Raw genomic sequence first — 15,409 nt, forward strand, 5'->3', positions numbered from 1 at the left:
GCAAGAACCTCATGACCCACAACATCTAGTTGCGCTCCCGTCGAGGGTGCGCCCCCGTCACGACGCGTGCGCCACCGGTCGAGTACCGGTGATTTCCCGCATGCAACGACCATCGCATCGTCAGCGATGATCGCGGCGGCAAGGTCACGCGCATCATCTACCAATTGCTCGCCACCGACGACATACTCAACCTTCGACTTGCCATCGCTTTCTTCAAGTGTCAAAAGCGGAGTCAAGAAGGCTGGTGAACTCATAATTACGACCTATCTGTCGAGTTGCGGATCGCCGTTGATCTTGGATGCGGAGAGCGGTCGGCGAGCATCGACCGCGGTGAAGCGGATCTCCTTGCCCGTCGCAGTCGAGACTTCGGACACCTCGGCCGGAAGTGCGCAGAGGCGGTCCACGGCGGCCTTGTTGCTCCGGTATTGCAGCGCGATGAACCAGCCTTTGGTGGCGTTGTCGGATTGCAGATAGCTCGGGAGCTGGTACCGCAGCCCGTTCCAGAACCTGCCGTTGTGGAGCTTCTTGACTTCGATCAGCAGACGGGCAGATGTGCCTGAGGATGCTTTGAAATCGACCGGACCGCGTCCGAGCTCGACTTCGCGGTCGAGCTCGACATCGAACTGCCGGAGGTACTGCTGAGCTATGCCCAGGAACACCAGCTGTGCTGCCTCTTCGGGTTTCTCCGAGCCGTCATCGTTCCACAGCAGGCTCCAGCCTCGCTGGTCTTCGATGAAATGCCGGAACTGTTCCACGACTTCCGCGGCGAGGTCGACGAGATCATCGTGAGTTGTGATCGTGCGCGGCGGGAGCGGATTCTCAGCGGCGTATCGTGCCGGTTCCCGGTCCCACTGAACGACCCCGAGCGGGTCAGCGCCGAAGTCGTAGCCGATGAGGTCTTCCCGGCTGGTCTGGGCTCGCGCCCAGTCCCGGACTCGATCGGGGTGCTGGCGAGCGAAAGCGACGATGCTCGCCTTAGTCACTGCCTGGCCGACCTGGAGGTTGAGCGACAAGCGGATGTCGTCATTGAAGTGTGAGTCGAACCAGTCATCCGCGTTCAACGTCGGCAGGCCGTTGAGGAGGAACGCCGGGACGAGGATCACCGGGCGCCCAGTGACAGGGTTGGTGGGAAGGGCAACGTCCTCGTCATGCCATCTGGCGCTGTCCAAGCTGACACGAGCATGCCGGACCTTGTGCTGGTCGAGCGGGACGTTGTGGTTCGTTGCGATGGCCTGCGTGTATGCGATCAGGCGGCTCTTGATGACATTGGCGGTCGCATCGGAGATCCGATCCGCCCCGATTCCCTCGTTCAGGATGCCGATTTCCTCGATGTGCTCGGGCTGCCCGAGGCCTGCGGCGATCGCAACGGCAATACCGTCCGCCATCCGCGCCGCGAAGCGATCGCCGGCGCCGGAACCACGGGTTCCTTCCGCCGTATATCCGAGGCCGAGCTCGAAGGGCTCCGGGAAAGTGAGCAGTCGCCGCGCCGCCTGTGCTGACACCGAGGTGGTGCTCGTTGCCCTGGCGACGAGGCCGTAACAGTGGACGAAGTGGGCGATCAGCTCGTTGTGCGCTTGTGCCCATTCGCCGCCCGCTTCGAGAAGAAGCAACGGGTCAATGAAGAGCTTGGTGTCGATGGTGAGGTGTGGATCAAACCAGTCGTCTGCCTCGGAGCGCTCGATCCCGAAGGCTTCCGAGAATCTCACGATCGATCCCCGGTCAGCGGAACGCGAGATGCGGCTATCTCGTAGAGATGGGCAGGGAGACCCGATCCCGAGAGGAATCTGTCGTCGTCGATCCCTGCGGAGCTCATGACCTCACGGGCGCGCGGCAGTATCGAGGGCATCTCAAGTGATGCGACCCGGCCGGGCTCGGCGCGGCGCCAGCCGTTCTGTGACATGCGGATCATGGCGTTCCGGTATGAGACGTCGCCCATGATGCCGAGTGCACGAGCCCTGTACAGCAGCGCTGCCAGGCTGACTCCCCAATGCTCCTTGAGCTCCGCGAGCTGTGCCCATGCACGGCCAGCCGTAGAACTCGGCAGGAACGGGGCGATCTCCTCCGCAGGCATAAGGAACTCGGATGCGAATCGATGAGCCTGCTCTTCAGCGATCTTCCCGCCGGGTTCGGCGTCGTGATGCATGATCAGATGCCCGAGCTCGTGGGCGACGTCGAACCGCTGCCGGTAGTAGTCGTCCTTGGCGGGATTCAGAACGACAATCGGCCGCGTGGCCGTGTGCAGGGAGTAGGCGTCGATAGCCGCAATCCCCGGCTCACTGAAGACGACGACTACGCCCGCACGCTCGGCGAGGCGGATCACATGCTGGATCGGTCCTGGGCCGACGCCGAAGAACCCACGGGCATCCCTGGCTGCCTCTTCCGGAGTTGTTGTGCCCTCTTCAGGGTCGACAGGCAGATCGGGCAGCAGCGCTTCCGGAAACTCGACGGCGTTTTCCAGCATGCCGGTCACCTCGGCGACGAACTGCCCATACGCTTCGGCTTCATCCTGAGCGATCTGCGGGGTGGAGCGGAGCGACCGGAAGTGCGGCTTGTTCACTCGTGGTGGGGCGCCTCCGCCGAAGAACTGCGGCTCGACTTTCAGGGCAAGCGCCAGCTTCGCCACAGTGGCCCGGTTGGGTTGCTTCGCGCCACTCTCCCACGCTGTCACTGAAGCCGGCGACATTTCGATCAGGGCAGCGAGATGCGCCTTCTTTAGCCCTGCGAGTTGTCGCGCCATTGCTAGACGCTCGCCGTTGAAAAATGTGGCCGCGGCGGCGAGCGTCTGGGACGGTCGGCGCAGGCTATCCATTCGCCGCGCCCGCCCCCTCGCCCGCGAGCGGCTTCTTCATTCGCACAACAACATCGTCCACATTGGTCGATGCCGAATCCCCAGGCAGGGCGGGCGGCACACGCACACCCGTGCCGGCCATCGGAGTCCCGCCTGAAAGCAGCAACTGACGCCAGTGCCAGCAGGAGTCCTCGGGATGAACGGGGTTCTTGCTTTGGCCGACGTAGACCTCGAACTGCTTAGTGATCGGGTTGAAGGCATGTGCCGCCACGAGCGTCACACCGACGAACTCGTCATCATCAGGGATACCGGGAATCGACTCCAGGCCGAAGTCGGCGTCGTCGAACAGCGTGTTCCCGCCGATGAACTGCTGGGAGGCGACTCGGCGCTTGGCATCGCTGCGCTCCACCCACTTGATGTCGTCGATGCGGCCGAAGATATAGGACTGCAGCAGCACACGGTGCCCGTCGGCCGCCCAGCCTGGTGACTGCCGGTAGTTGCTCCGCGCAATCGCCTCGGGAGAAAGTGACGGCATAGACCGGAACGCCTCGGGCGCGAGACCGCGCTCGAGAACATCTGAACCAGTTCCATCCACATCTTCACCCAGAGCGAACCGCCCGTTCGAGGTCGCGCGGTCCATCAGATCCTTGAGGTGCTTGAAGTTCAGGTAGCCGATGACTCCCTGGTCATGTCCGGCGTCCTCGTCATAAATCTGATCGGTGGCGGCGAAGGCTGCTGGCGCGGCCCACGCGAGCACGTCGAGGAGGCCGGAGGTCCGGAGGCTCGCGATGGCGTCGTCTTCAGCAGTCACAAGGTCAGCCTACACCCAGGTCAGTAAGTTGCGCACTAGTTTTCACTCCCAGCGTGTCTTGTGTCTTCTAATTTGCTTCGTGCGCACGGGTCCTCACCCCGCTCTTCCGAAAGCTCGCTCGAGGTACTCGGCGGTGGCGGGGTTCACAGTCTCATCTCGGTGAATGTAGTGCTGCATCGTGATCCGCGGGTCGGTGTGCCCGAGGAGTTCCGAAGCGAGGAGCGCGCCTTGCGCGTCGTTGACGACCGTGGCGACGGTGCGGCGAAAGCGGTGTGGAGTGACGTTCTCGATCCCGGCAGCGTCCATCACGTCGCGCAGGAGCCTGCGGATGTTGTTCGTCGTGTGCGGCGTCCCGACCCTCGTGCTGAACAGGAGCGCGTGAGGTTCGGTGTCGCCGCTACGCAGTAGGCGCGAGCGGATGGCATGCAGCGCGAACGCCGGCAGGGCGACGCGGCGAACCGAGCGATCCGTCTTCGGATGGCCCTGCCGGTGCGTCGGCTCACCCTTGCGGCTGATGATCGTCCCGGCGATCCGCGCCGTCGGGATCGGTCCGCCCAGGTCGAGATCCTGGAGGCGGATGGCGAGGACTTCGCCGATACGGGCGGAGGTGCCGAGCATGACCTCGACGATCTGCCCGAGCTGCCGATCCGGCCTCGGTCCCGCCAGTATCCGCCGTGACTCCCACGCCTTGATCGCTGCACGGATGTCCTGCACCTCGCCGATCGTGAACGCGTCCGGGATGGTCTTCTTCCGGTGCAGCCGGGAGACGTGATCCATCGGGTTGCGAGGAAGGATCTCGTGACGGACCGCGAGCGCGAGTGCGAGGCGGAGGACGACGCGGGCGTGCTTGGCACGGCTGTAGCTGCGTCTGGCGAGTTGCTTAAGGAAGTAGTCGCAGCGGGCGACCCCGATCTCGCGAAGGGTCAGGTCCTTGAACGCCGGGAGAACAAGGGCACGCATGTCCCGCTCGTAGAGCTGCCTGGTGGTTCGTGAGAGGCGGTCTTCTATCTCCATGTCTTCCAGCCAGTAGGCGACGAGTTCCGGGAAGGGGCTGTCGGCGCTCATCCCGTTGAATCCGGGCTGGTAGAGGGAGCGTTCGGCGAGCTTCTGCTTGAGCTTGCGCTCCGCGGCAGCGCGTGAAGCACCGGTGGCCTGCACGAGCCGGTTGCTGCCGTCCCAGTCCCGGTACCGGGCGCGGGCGACATGGTTGCCGTTCGGCTGGACACGGGTGGCGATGACTCCGAAGGTGCCGATCGGCGTGCGGGGCCTACCCACGCGCACCCTCCCCCGCTCCAGGAAAGGTAGCCGCGCCGGTAGAGGCGGCGGGCTCACGCATGGTGTCCATCCACGCACGGATGTCGGTGATACCGAACATGATGCGCTTGCCGAAGCGGTAGGCGCGGGGGCCTTTGCCGTTGGTGCGCCAGTCGTAGATGGTGGAGACGGGCACGCCGAGGTAGTCGGCGAGTTCGTCGATGTTCAGGAGCGGTTCCAGGCCGTGCGGGCTGGACGGGTGGTGATTCATCCCTCCAGTCTCGAAGGACGAACGAGCGGGTCCGTTCCCCCGCCTCTACTCCCTCGGTCGAATTGCCCGCCGCCGGGCACGCGAATCACCGCAGGCCGTAACCGCGTCGCTATTCGAACGGTACGGGCGAGGTCGCCGCGCAGTTCCTATCGCACGTGCGCCGTTGTCGGCTCAGCAGGCTCAATCGGCCGAAGCGCACGACGGTCGCGGCGTCGGGTTGCCGACTCCTCTAGTCGAGCGCGGATGAGGAGGACGAGGCTGATCGGACCCATGATGAGGAACTTGAGCGCATTCCAGCAGAACACGAGCACGAGGAGGTTCAACCACCCGGGACCGCCATGCTCGATCAGTGTGAGGCAGTAGTTCGCGGCGAGGAAGTACGGCACGGCGACGAGCATCGCGGGGATGCCCCATTTCAGGCCGCGGCGAGTGCGGATCGCGTCGAGCGCGATGTTGGTGGGCATGTAGCGCCGCAGGTAGTAGCGGGCTTGGGCGCTGAGCGCCCAGAGCAGCCGGATCATGGCGTTGTCCTCTCGTGGCACGGTCAGGTGACGAGACAGTGCGTAGAGAGTGGCCGGAGGGCCTGTCCACAGAGAGACGCCAGATCAAGGAGGAATCTGCCTCGCTCCCAGGGTACGACTCCCCGGCGACATCCGTAAGAGGTGCGCCTGCTCGTTCGGACGGCGCTCGCGCACCTGCCTGGCACACACGGACAGGAGCCGGCATGGTCACGATCACTTCTCTCGCCAAGGACGAACGCTCCGCACGGGTCGCCCTGGCGGCGACCTTGGAGCCCGACGACGCGGTGACCGGCCGGCTCATCGCGGCGGTTGGCGCGGTCGAGACCATGCGCCTGGCGGCCGGCACCGGCGCGTTCCCGAAGAAGGTCGATTCGGTCGACGCCGGGCTGTGGCGTAACAAAGTCTCCCCACGCCTCGACGCCCGCACGGTCACGCAAGCACTGTCGGAGACCGACCGCCTCGGACTGCACATCCTCATCCCCGGCGACCGTGACTGGCCGACCGCACTGAACGACCTGGGCGAGCGCGCCCCGACCGTGCTGTGGGTGCGCGGCACGGTCTCGTTCCTCAGCGCCACGCTGAGCGATCGAGTGACGATCACCGGTGCCCGCGCCGCCACGAGCTACGGCGAGCACATCACAGGTGAACTCGCCTCCGACCTGACCCATGCAGGGCGGATCATCGTGGCCGGCGGCGCTTACGGCATCGACGCAGCCGCACACCGAGCCGCGCTCGCTCCTGGCGGGCAGACTCTCGCCGTCATGGTCGGCGGTCTGGATCGCCTCTACCCATCCGGCAACCGCGAGCTGCTGGAACGAGTCGGAGACCTCGGGCTCCTCGCTAGCGAGATGGCACCCGGTTCCGCGCCGACCATGTGGCGGTTCCTCGCCCGCAATCGCATCCTCGGTGACCTCTCCGGTGCGACCGTCGTCGTGGAGGCCGGCTACCGCTCCGGCTCCCTCAACCTCGCCGCTCGCGCCGCGCAGCTCGGCCGTCCAGTCGGCGCCGTGCCCGGCCCGGTGACCAGCGTTTCCAGTGCTGGGACGCACCGGCTCCTGCACGAAGGCATCGCGTCACTCATCACCGATGCCACAGACGTCACGGCGCTCCTCGACCCGCCCGCAGGCGTGAGCGGGAAGGCACTCGCACGTGAGTCGGCCATCACCCCGTCCGCGCGCCGGGAGGGGTGCGCGCTGTAGGCGGCCTTCGGTCGGCGTCACCGCCAGTTGTCGCGGGTGATCCCTACGCTGGGGGTCATGACTTTCACCGCTCTGCATCGCGCCCTCGGAGTCGCTCCTGGACCGCTGACGGACGAGCTGCTGGATGCGGCGGTGAGCAGCGGAGTCGTGGAGACGAACGATCTGGACTGGAAGTCAGAGCTGCCGCCGGCGAAGGGCCTATCGCAAACGGACTTCCCCAAGGACGTTGCAGCGATGGCGAACAGCGGCGGCGGTGTCATCGTGTTCGGAGTACGCGAGTCGCAGAAGGCCGCGACAGGGCGGGTCGACGTCGGCGAGTTTGATGAAGCGTACGAGCGATCCCTGCGCTCCGCGGCGATCACCGCGATCTCCCCGCCTGTCTTCGGACTCAACGTGCACCGTCTCGGAGTTGAGGGGGCTCGCGCTGTCGTTGTGGAAGTGCCTGCAAGCCTCGACGGGCCGCACCTGATCTACCGTAACGACTACTTCGGCGCTCCGGTGCGCAACGACTCCGACACCGTGTGGATGAAGGAACGCCAGATTGAGGCGATGTACCGAGCTCGCTTCGATGAACGCCGCCATGCCAGCGAAGCGCTCGACAACCTGTATGCCGAGACCGCGGGCGGGCGGGCGACGAGCGAACGCGCCTGGTTGATCGCTGTCGCCCACCCGCGTGTCCCTCGACTCCACAACCGCCTGACGCGCGATGGCGCGCGCGACGTGCTGACCAAAGCGGAAGGCTTCGCCTTGCTCTACGCCGGACGTGGCGGTGTGCACCCGCTGGAAAACGTCGACCGTCACAATCCACGACCGGGGTTGCGCCGCTGGGTCGCCGTCAACACCGCAACAGGCGACCGATCACTGTGGAAGGAAGCATGGGCGAGTCTCCACCACGACGGATCAGTTACGCTCGCAGCCGCAATCGGCGGCCACCGCATGAGTAGCGACGGGTACTTCGAGGGATCGCAGGTCCAGTCGGACGCGGTCGAGTGCGGCGTCGCAGATCTGATGGCTCTCATCCGAGCGACCGCTGACGCGACGGGCAACGACGAGTACGACGTGCGCGTCGGGATCGAGTGGACCGGTTCAGAGCCCCTCGTGATCCTGACTGTGGACAACTTCGGTCACTCCTACGGCGGTGTCTCCACGCCGTTGCACCGCTACATACCCGTCGAGAGCACCGTGAACGCTTCGGCTGCCGATCTTGACTTCTACTGGGGCGTTCACGACCTCGCTCAGGACTGCGTGAACCAGGGCGGCGTCTCGAACGTACGAATGATCCAACCACCAGATCGAACCGAGTAGCTGGGCCACTACAACGACGGCCTGACGCGCTGCGGCCCGGTGCGCCGAGCGCGTTCCTGCTCTGGCTGTTCGGGCTGGGCGAGGTTCTGTGCCCGGTCGAGCGCGGCGCGGGCGCGGGCGGCGTCGAGCTTCTGCGTCTCGGTCTCGGCGCGTGCTCCGAGGGGTGCAAGCCCAGTGACGCCGTAGCGGTCACGGTAGGCAGCGATGGTGCGAGCGGCGTTCCGCCATGCGCGGGCCGTTCGCGCCTGCTTCGGCTGGACGCCGAGTTTCATGATCCACTCGTGCTTCTCGGTGAGCGCAGTGTCGAGGAGCACATTGGTCCGGGTCTCGATGAGGTCGCGCCGCTCTGCCAGTGCCTGCCACATCTCCGATGGCATGGTGCCGGTGGCTTCGGGGATGAGGCCTGCGATCAAGCGTGGCGCCTTCCGCGCGCGACCGGACCCCGCCGGCCGGCCGGTCGCCTTAGCGACGCGGTAATGCAGGACGGCCGCGATGTCATCGGCGTCCCCGAACCCGCGTGCTCCCACGAGGCGCGGCAGTAAGGTCTCGACGTCGTGCTGGTTCGCCTCTGCCCGGCGGAGCTCGGCGGTCAATGCGCCGAATGCGGGTGAAGCGATCGCGTCTTCTGCGTCGTCGTCGCTGAGCCCCGACGAGCGTATGAGTGCGGCCCAGCGGTCGTGTTGTGCGGCAGCGGCCAGGGTCTCGTACTCGGCAGCGAGCTGCGCAATGGAGCCCCAGGTGTCCTGCTCGGCGGTGATCGTCTCGTGCGCCGACAGCTCGGCGCCGACGTGCTGCAGCACCCCGAACAACACCGACCGGGCGGACGCATCCTCGTTGTCGCCGGGGTGCGGGCCGTCGTGAGCGGGGTCGGGCTTATCGACGGCGACGTAGGCGATGTTCTCTTCGCGGCCACGGGTCATGGCGACGTAGAACGTCTCTCTGGTCATCGACGCATCCGCCAGGACGTGCGAGGAGTCGACCGTGATGCCCTGCGCCCGGTAGGAAGTGACGGCGTAGCCGAGGTCGAGATGTTCGGCCGCGTACTCGGCCGGGACCACGACCGATGCGCCCCACGTGCGCCCGGCGCGATGGAGGGTGAGGGCGCCGTCGTCGCGGACCTCGGTGACGGTCCATCTGTCGCCGTTGCGGACCCAGGACCGCCCGGCGCGAAGGCGGCGGTCGTTGCGGCGGGTGATGACGGTATCCCCGGCCGCGGCACGGGTGCCGTCGTGCAGCTCGACCTCGCGGCGGGCGTTGACGGTGCCGTCGAGGATCAGATCGGCCCGCGCCCTGTTGTTGAGCGCTTGGACGGACTCGTTGGAGTCGGTCACGAGGACGCTGGCTCGCCCGTCGAGGGTGTCCGTACGCCAGGCGGTGTAGGCGGCGTCGATCATCTCCTCTGACTCCCCGCCGATCACGCGGCCGTGCTCGGCGTAGGTGTCGATGACGTCGGTACGGCCGTACCGCAGCGCGAGCGAGGCGGTCTTCTCCCACACGTTGACGAACCGGTGCACGTCGACCAGCTCCGGGGCGTCGTCGCGGTCGCGGACGAGGAAGGAGAACGCGCCTCCGGCGGTGACGGACTGGAGCTGGGCGTGATCCCCGACCAGCAGTACTTTCGCCCCGGCCTCCGCCGCCAGGGTGGTGATGCGGTCGAGGGAGAGCGTGCCCGCCAGGGACGCCTCGTCGACGATGACGAGCTGTCTCTTGCGGAACGTCTCGCCGGTGCGGTCGTGGGTGTCGAGCCACTTGGCCGTGTTCTCGGTCTGGATGCTGAGGTCATCGGCCAGGACCTGCGCGGCGACGGCGGACGGCGCAAGCCCGACCACGCTGCCGCGCCCGTGCTCGCGCTCCCATGCCCGTCGCAATGCCGACATCGCTGTCGTCTTCCCCGCACCGGCCGGGCCGACCAGTACATCGACCATCCGGCCTGAGAGCGCGATCTTCGTCAGCGCGGCTGCCTGGTCGTCACCGAGCATCCGGCCCTTGCTGTCGGGGCGTTTCGTGATTCGTTCGACGGTGGTCAGCGGCACCGTCGGCGCGGTGGTGGTGCGGGCGCGCTCGAGGAGGCGGTCTTCGGCGGCCAGCAGCGCCTCGGAGGAGAACAGAGCGGAGTGCTTCGGACGGAACACGCTCGTGCCGTCCGAGCGGCGGAACTCCGCCGGGCTGGATGCGAGCTCCGGCGGGGTCAGGCGCAGCGAGGCCGCCTCGGCAGCGTCAACGACCATTCCGACGACGGCTTCGCGATCCTCGGTCGACGCGAACCGGTAGGCCATTGTCTGCCGAGCGGCCTCGGCGGTGAGGTTCCAGCGATGCCAAGTGGAGCGCTTCTCCCCGACCGTAGCCACGACGTCTGCCCCGAGCGAGTCGATCATGTCCAAAGGCACGTCGTCGGCGCGCAGCAGCAACGGCTCCTCGTTCGCCGTCACGCCGCGCGCCCACGAGGTCGCATCCGACGCGAGCACCCTCCCGGCCCGTTCCCGCCAAGAAGCCGTGAGGGCGGCCAGCGACTGCACCTCCTTCTCCGGTCGAGTGGTGAGCGTGGCCTGGGCGCGGAGCTTCATGATTGTCGCCGGCGACGGCCGGCGCCCATGCGTCTCGACGTAACGCTCGATAAGGCGATCGGTCTCTGCGTCGATGTGCCGGGCACGAGTGGAGAACTCCTTGACCAGTGCCTCCGGCACCCCGGTGACCACCCAGGCGGGGTTCCGGTCGCGGCCTCTATCCCGCGCCTCCCACGAGACGCCGAGCATTCGGGTGAGGTGGTCCGCGAAGACCGCCTCGTGCAGTTCGGAGAGCGCGACGACAGCCGCGTGCATCGGCCGCCCATCCAAGCTCCGCCATTTCCCGTCAAGGACGGTCTGCACCTTGTTACTGATGACGACGTGCGTGTGCAAATGGGGATCGCCCGCCCGGCTGTCGTAGTGGTCGAACGCGGTGGCGATCAGACCTGCGACGTCGACCTGTGCAACCGCGCCGTCGCGGCCGCTTGCGCCCGCGCGCGTGGCTGCAACCTCCCGCTCCATGAACGCAACGACCTCCGCAACCGCCGCATGGTGCGCGTCCGCGATCAACGTCTGCGTCCCGGCATCCGCAACCGCCCACAGCACGCTCGCGGACTTCGGGATCGAGAACGTGAAGTCGAACCCCGCGACGGCCCGGCGCGTCCCACGCTCGGCCTCCCCCGCTTCGATCGCCGCGAGCGCCTCCGCGCGTGACGCCAGCCCGAGGGACGGATCAAGCGCCCCGCTGCGCGCCTCAATCCGCTCGGCCACGGTTCGGTACTCGGGATACGCACGGCCAAGCGGTTCCCCGGTGATCGGGTCACGGCCCATACCAACGAGGAGCTGGAGTTGGGCTTCGGAGACCTGATCGCCTGCGCTGATCCGCCCGCTGCCGAGCATGGCGACCCCGGCACCGAGCCAGCGACCCGGCGGGGTGCCCTCGGCGTTGTAGTAACGCGTCAACGGGGTGGACAGCGACCTGTCGCCGTCGCCGGCCGCGACGGTGCGCAGCAGGTACTTGTAACCGTCGCCCGCCGACATCACGCGCATCGAGACCGTCATGTGAGAAAGGTGGGACTCGCGTGACGCTACGGCGTCGCATGCGCCGGAGCAGGAAGGGCGCGTGTATCAGTCGTCAGGTCCCGTCGGCTAACGGGGCGCCGGTGCGCGCAGCCTTTATGCGGTTTGGATCCTGTGTGAGAACACCAATGGCACCGACGACCCATCGCCGACAGTTTCGCATTATGAACTCGTTTATCTGGAGATTCACGTCGATTTCACGACCGATGACGAGTAGCTGCGTCGGCGAGATCGGGAAGGTCACTGTGCAGATCTCGCTGTCTCTGGTCTCTCTGAAGAGCAGAACCGCACCATCCCCTGTTACGAGCAGGTCGCTCGTATAGATCCGCCATGGCCAGAGCTCAAGTGACAGATCCCGAAGACGAAAGAACCCCTCCATGTTCCTCGAAAGGAGCAGCCGGTCTCCGAGCTTCAGATTCGTCTTCTCAGTTTCGCCGCCTACCTTCAGGATGACGGCCGGCGTCGTAACGGCGGCCTGATCTGCGTAGCGCCCTCGCTCGAGATGCATGTCCAGAAACTCGATGACAGCGATTTGCATCTCCAAAGTGAGCGTTTCCTGCGCTCGAAGCACATTCAGCGCCTTGATACCAGCCGCCTCCGTCTTTGCGAAGCGCGCCTCCAGATCCACAGTCAAGACCTGCGGATCGTACACATAGCTGACGACCGTCGCGCTATCGACCGAAGTAGTAAAACCTCGATCGTTCTGACAGTCGATGACTGATACCCGCTTCTCGTCGTTGGCCCATGCCTGCAGGTAGCCCTTAGACACCATGTGTGCGCGCCTCACAGCCATTGCGCCTCCTCGTCAACGTCTCGAAATTCGTTCCAGTGACATGGTCTCTCGCTCAGGCGCTTCTCTGGCAAGGTGCAATTCAGCTCAGGACGAAGACACGACTTTCCTGATAGGGCTCGGCAGGGGCGAAGCTGCCACCATCGAACCTGGTGCATCGCAGGTGTCCGAGCCAGGATTGGTGTGCCAGACCGCGCCGAGATTGGGGAAACCGCAATGGCAGATGCTGAATGGTGGATGTGCCATGACGTGCTCGTCCAGGTGGCTGGCCGTCTGCGCGACGGACGGCCACTCGGGATCCTGACAGGGGCAGGCGTGTCGATTGAGTCGGGCGTGCCTTCAGCAGGCGGCGTCGTCGCGCTACTTGAGCGCCATGGGCTAGTCACAGATCGCGGATTAGCGTATCAGGACGCGATGGCGTCGGCGTTTCCCACCGATCACGAGCGGGGGGCCTTCCTTCGCAGCATGTGCAGCCGCAAATCTGCTGGTGCCGCGAACCAAACGATCGCTCTACTCTGCCGTGACTTCACGGTCGGGCCGTTGCTCACTACGAACTTCGATCATCTGCTCGAGCAGGCCTGTGTCTCGCTCGCCGACCGCCCGATCATCGTGAGCATGCTCGGTTCGCCGAGCGCGATCGCAGAGTCGTCGAAGAGCATCCAGATCATCAAGCTGCACGGCGATCTCCATTTCGACGTAACCGCCCACAGCGACCAAGAGATGGCCCGGCACCACGCCTGGCTGCGGGACTGGTCGCAACTGCGGTTCCGGCCAGGCTCCTCACTGCTGGTGCTCGGCCACTCGGGTCTGGATGCACCGATTCGCGAGCTTGTTCGGGACCTTCTCGACTCTGGCACGCTCGCCCGGGTCTATTGGGGCGTGTTCAAGCACGAATCCGAGTCGAACGTCGGCATCGTGGAGGCACTTCAGCAGGAGTGCGGAGGCCCGGACGCCTTCGTCCTCTTCCGCCATGAAGGCGCCGCAGCGATCCTCTCGCAGTTGTACGAACTGGCGGCTGGGCAACCTCCGCTCATTGAGACGGTGCTTCTCCCGGCCTTTCAGGTGGTGACGGGCCTCATCCACGGCGCAGCAGAGGTCGATGCGCGGGCACTTGCGGGCAGCGCCGCGCAGGCCGATGTCGGTCGATTGAAAGCCTCGATTCGGGACACCCAACTCCGGCTCGTCGAGGTCAGAGCCGACGACCACGCGGAGCGGGCGTTCCGCGCACTGGCGGCGCTCGCCGCTGAACAGTCGGAATCCGTAGTGACTCTGGCGCTGGATCAGGCAGACACGTTGCCGAACGACGAGTCGCTGATTCGCGCGCTCACTGGGTGGGTCGCTCGAACGACCGGCGAGGTGGTCGAAGCGAGCCGCGCGCAACATTCGCTCGCGGCTCTTGCCGGCCTGCGAGCGCGAATCGTCATCAACCTCGCCCAAGCCTTCCAGCACCAGAGCTCGGCACAAGCGCTGGCGGTGCTGGCAACCGCTCTTCCAGATGATGCGGCTATCTGGGTTGTCTCCGACGTTCACGCCGACTCGATTCCAGGATTCGAGCCGCTCACATACTCCGCGCGGGCTCTCGTGCTTCCTTCCTCCGCCGGCGGCATCCTCGAGCACATACGCCGTTCGGTCGATCGAGACGCATTGAGGCGGTTCCTCGTAGCCGAAAAACAAGGCAGGACTGTAGAGGACCTCATCAGGTCCGCGATTTGTTACGAACGAGGGAACCGAGTCGTGATCGACCGAACTCGGTGGACGCAGCCTGACTACTTTCCGGCCGGATATCTTCTCGACGCCATCGGCGTGGCCGAGCAGTTGGCGCGCACCACCAACTCTTTTGAGGCGCTGAACTGGTCGTCCGATCTCGAGTCCCTGAACTTCTCAGCTGCCAGTGAATACCCGTTGCGACGAAATCTGTACACGTCAGCGGCGCTCAAGTGGCTTCTGGGAGCCGCCACGTCCTGGTCGGGCACGCGCGGCACCGGCTACTTCCTGACGACGCTCAAGGAGATCCTGCACGCATCGACAGGGACGATCGTCGGCCAACTCGATGCGCTAGCAATTGGGCAGGTCCGCCGCGTCCTGGCTCATTGGCCACCGCCTCCCGTCGACTGGCTCGGCCAGCCGACCCTGTACGTTGGCCAGAGCCAAGCGCTTGATCAGCTCGCGTCTCAGATCGATCGCCAGCTAATGGGTGACCCGTCCCTGGCGATGCATTCCGACGACGACGACCTCAGAACCCATATGCGCACTCTGGAGGCGATCGCTCCAGGGATGGCTTATCAGTTCGTCGGCTGGGCCGTCAGCGGCGAGGAACGCGTGCAAGACTATGCGCGGTTCTTCGACCTGCTCAACATGGCCGGTGATGTTGCGCAGACCGTTGCGCCGACGGCTGCAGTGATGCTCGACGATGCAGCATGGATGCTCTTCGCAGTCGGCGACCACGACGAGGCATTTCGTCTCTGGGAGCTCGTGACGGATCAGATCCTCGGTATAGGCGGCATCCCGGCGGTCATACACCTCTGCAACTACGGCGTCGCGTGCTATCTCACCGGCGAGGAGCAGGCAGCAGCCAACATGCTCTTCGAATCGGCCCTCCTCGCCTCTCGAATCGGGGACGAAGGCCGCGTGTGGAGAGCCCTTGCCTATCTCGCAAAGATGGCGCCCGGGGATGCGAAGGCCGAAGCATGGATCGACTCGTGGCTTGAACAGGTGGCGGAAGACCTGCCCAACGAAGATCGCGTCTCTCAGGTCGAGTTTGTCATGGCGATCCGTGGCGTCATCATGGAGCTTCAGGAGTTCCCGATCCAGTGAACGCTTTCGGACGCGTTCTCTGTAGGGAGAGCCAGGCGGTCGAGTCGCCCGTCCCGCTGTCGGAGATCTAAA

At 65.6% G+C, this 15,409-nt stretch carries 12 protein-coding genes; 3 read left to right on the forward strand and 9 right to left on the reverse strand.

The window, feature by feature from the left end:
* The 7 genes from HMPREF3105_RS13375 to HMPREF3105_RS07340 all read right to left on the reverse strand — a co-directional run.
* A partial coding sequence (locus tag HMPREF3105_RS13375; RefSeq protein WP_210401436.1) for a hypothetical protein occupies positions 1-254 on the reverse strand: 254 nt, incomplete at its 3' end.
* A gap of 9 nt (positions 255-263) precedes the next feature.
* Positions 264-1,706, reverse strand: a complete 1,443-nt coding sequence (locus tag HMPREF3105_RS07315; protein ID WP_020624925.1) for a hypothetical protein — start codon at positions 1,704-1,706, stop codon at positions 264-266.
* Positions 1,703-2,809: an XRE family transcriptional regulator gene (locus tag HMPREF3105_RS07320; RefSeq protein WP_070709075.1), complete on the reverse strand. Its 1,107-nt coding sequence runs from the start codon at positions 2,807-2,809 to the stop codon at positions 1,703-1,705. The genes HMPREF3105_RS07315 and HMPREF3105_RS07320 overlap by 4 nt, the downstream gene beginning before the upstream one ends.
* On the reverse strand, positions 2,802-3,599 hold the full coding sequence (locus tag HMPREF3105_RS07325) for a hypothetical protein (protein ID WP_070709076.1): 798 nt from the start codon (positions 3,597-3,599) through the stop codon (positions 2,802-2,804). The genes HMPREF3105_RS07320 and HMPREF3105_RS07325 overlap by 8 nt, the downstream gene beginning before the upstream one ends.
* 93 nt (positions 3,600-3,692) lie before the next feature.
* Positions 3,693-4,874 (reverse strand): tyrosine-type recombinase/integrase, encoded by a 1,182-nt coding sequence (locus HMPREF3105_RS07330; RefSeq protein ID WP_070709082.1) that lies wholly within the window; start codon positions 4,872-4,874, stop codon positions 3,693-3,695.
* A complete protein-coding gene (locus HMPREF3105_RS07335; RefSeq protein ID WP_020624282.1) occupies positions 4,867-5,124 on the reverse strand; it encodes a helix-turn-helix transcriptional regulator in 258 nt (85 codons plus the stop codon). The genes HMPREF3105_RS07330 and HMPREF3105_RS07335 overlap by 8 nt, the downstream gene beginning before the upstream one ends.
* Positions 5,125-5,270: 146 nt before the next feature.
* Entirely contained in the window at positions 5,271-5,645 is a 375-nt protein-coding gene (locus HMPREF3105_RS07340; protein WP_020624281.1) for a hypothetical protein, read from the reverse strand.
* Between the two features lie 203 nt (positions 5,646-5,848).
* Here HMPREF3105_RS07340 and HMPREF3105_RS07345 point away from each other — a divergent pair, with 203 nt between their 5' ends.
* Complete coding sequence (locus HMPREF3105_RS07345; RefSeq protein WP_020624280.1) at positions 5,849-6,844, forward strand: DNA-processing protein DprA; 996 nt, start codon at positions 5,849-5,851, stop codon at positions 6,842-6,844.
* Positions 6,845-6,901: 57 nt separating this feature from the next.
* On the forward strand, positions 6,902-8,149 hold the full coding sequence (locus HMPREF3105_RS07350) for an AlbA family DNA-binding domain-containing protein (protein WP_070709077.1): 1,248 nt from the start codon (positions 6,902-6,904) through the stop codon (positions 8,147-8,149).
* An 8-nt stretch (positions 8,150-8,157) separates the two neighbouring features.
* Here the strand turns inward: HMPREF3105_RS07350 and mobF are convergent, their stop codons facing one another.
* Positions 8,158-11,715, reverse strand: coding sequence for a MobF family relaxase (mobF, locus tag HMPREF3105_RS07355; RefSeq protein ID WP_070709078.1), 3,558 nt, complete (start codon positions 11,713-11,715; stop codon positions 8,158-8,160).
* Between the two features lie 73 nt (positions 11,716-11,788).
* Complete coding sequence (locus tag HMPREF3105_RS07360; RefSeq protein ID WP_141762459.1) at positions 11,789-12,505, reverse strand: DUF4238 domain-containing protein; 717 nt, start codon at positions 12,503-12,505, stop codon at positions 11,789-11,791.
* 201 nt (positions 12,506-12,706) lie between these two features.
* Here HMPREF3105_RS07360 and HMPREF3105_RS07365 point away from each other — a divergent pair, with 201 nt between their 5' ends.
* A complete protein-coding gene (locus tag HMPREF3105_RS07365; RefSeq protein ID WP_083325312.1) occupies positions 12,707-15,337 on the forward strand; it encodes an SIR2 family protein in 2,631 nt (876 codons plus the stop codon).
* Positions 15,338-15,409 lie beyond the last annotated feature (72 nt).

Source organism: Micrococcus sp. HMSC31B01, assembly GCF_001816085.1.
Lineage (GTDB): Bacteria > Actinomycetota > Actinomycetes > Actinomycetales > Micrococcaceae > Micrococcus > Micrococcus luteus.

Excerpts from the sequence above, each read along its gene's own strand:
- HMPREF3105_RS07360 (WP_141762459.1), bottom strand. The coding sequence starts at position 12,505 with ATGGTGTCTAAGGGCTACCTGCAGGCATGGGCCAACGACGAGAAGCGG.
- HMPREF3105_RS07340 (WP_020624281.1), bottom strand. The coding sequence starts at position 5,645 with ATGATCCGGCTGCTCTGGGCGCTCAGCGCCCAAGCCCGCTACTACCTG.
- HMPREF3105_RS07320 (WP_070709075.1), bottom strand. The coding sequence starts at position 2,809 with ATGGATAGCCTGCGCCGACCGTCCCAGACGCTCGCCGCCGCGGCCACA.
- mobF (WP_070709078.1), bottom strand. The coding sequence starts at position 11,715 with ATGACGGTCTCGATGCGCGTGATGTCGGCGGGCGACGGTTACAAGTAC.
- HMPREF3105_RS07350 (WP_070709077.1), top strand. The coding sequence starts at position 6,902 with ATGACTTTCACCGCTCTGCATCGCGCCCTCGGAGTCGCTCCTGGACCG.
- HMPREF3105_RS07335 (WP_020624282.1), bottom strand. The coding sequence starts at position 5,124 with ATGAATCACCACCCGTCCAGCCCGCACGGCCTGGAACCGCTCCTGAAC.
- HMPREF3105_RS07345 (WP_020624280.1), top strand. The coding sequence starts at position 5,849 with ATGGTCACGATCACTTCTCTCGCCAAGGACGAACGCTCCGCACGGGTC.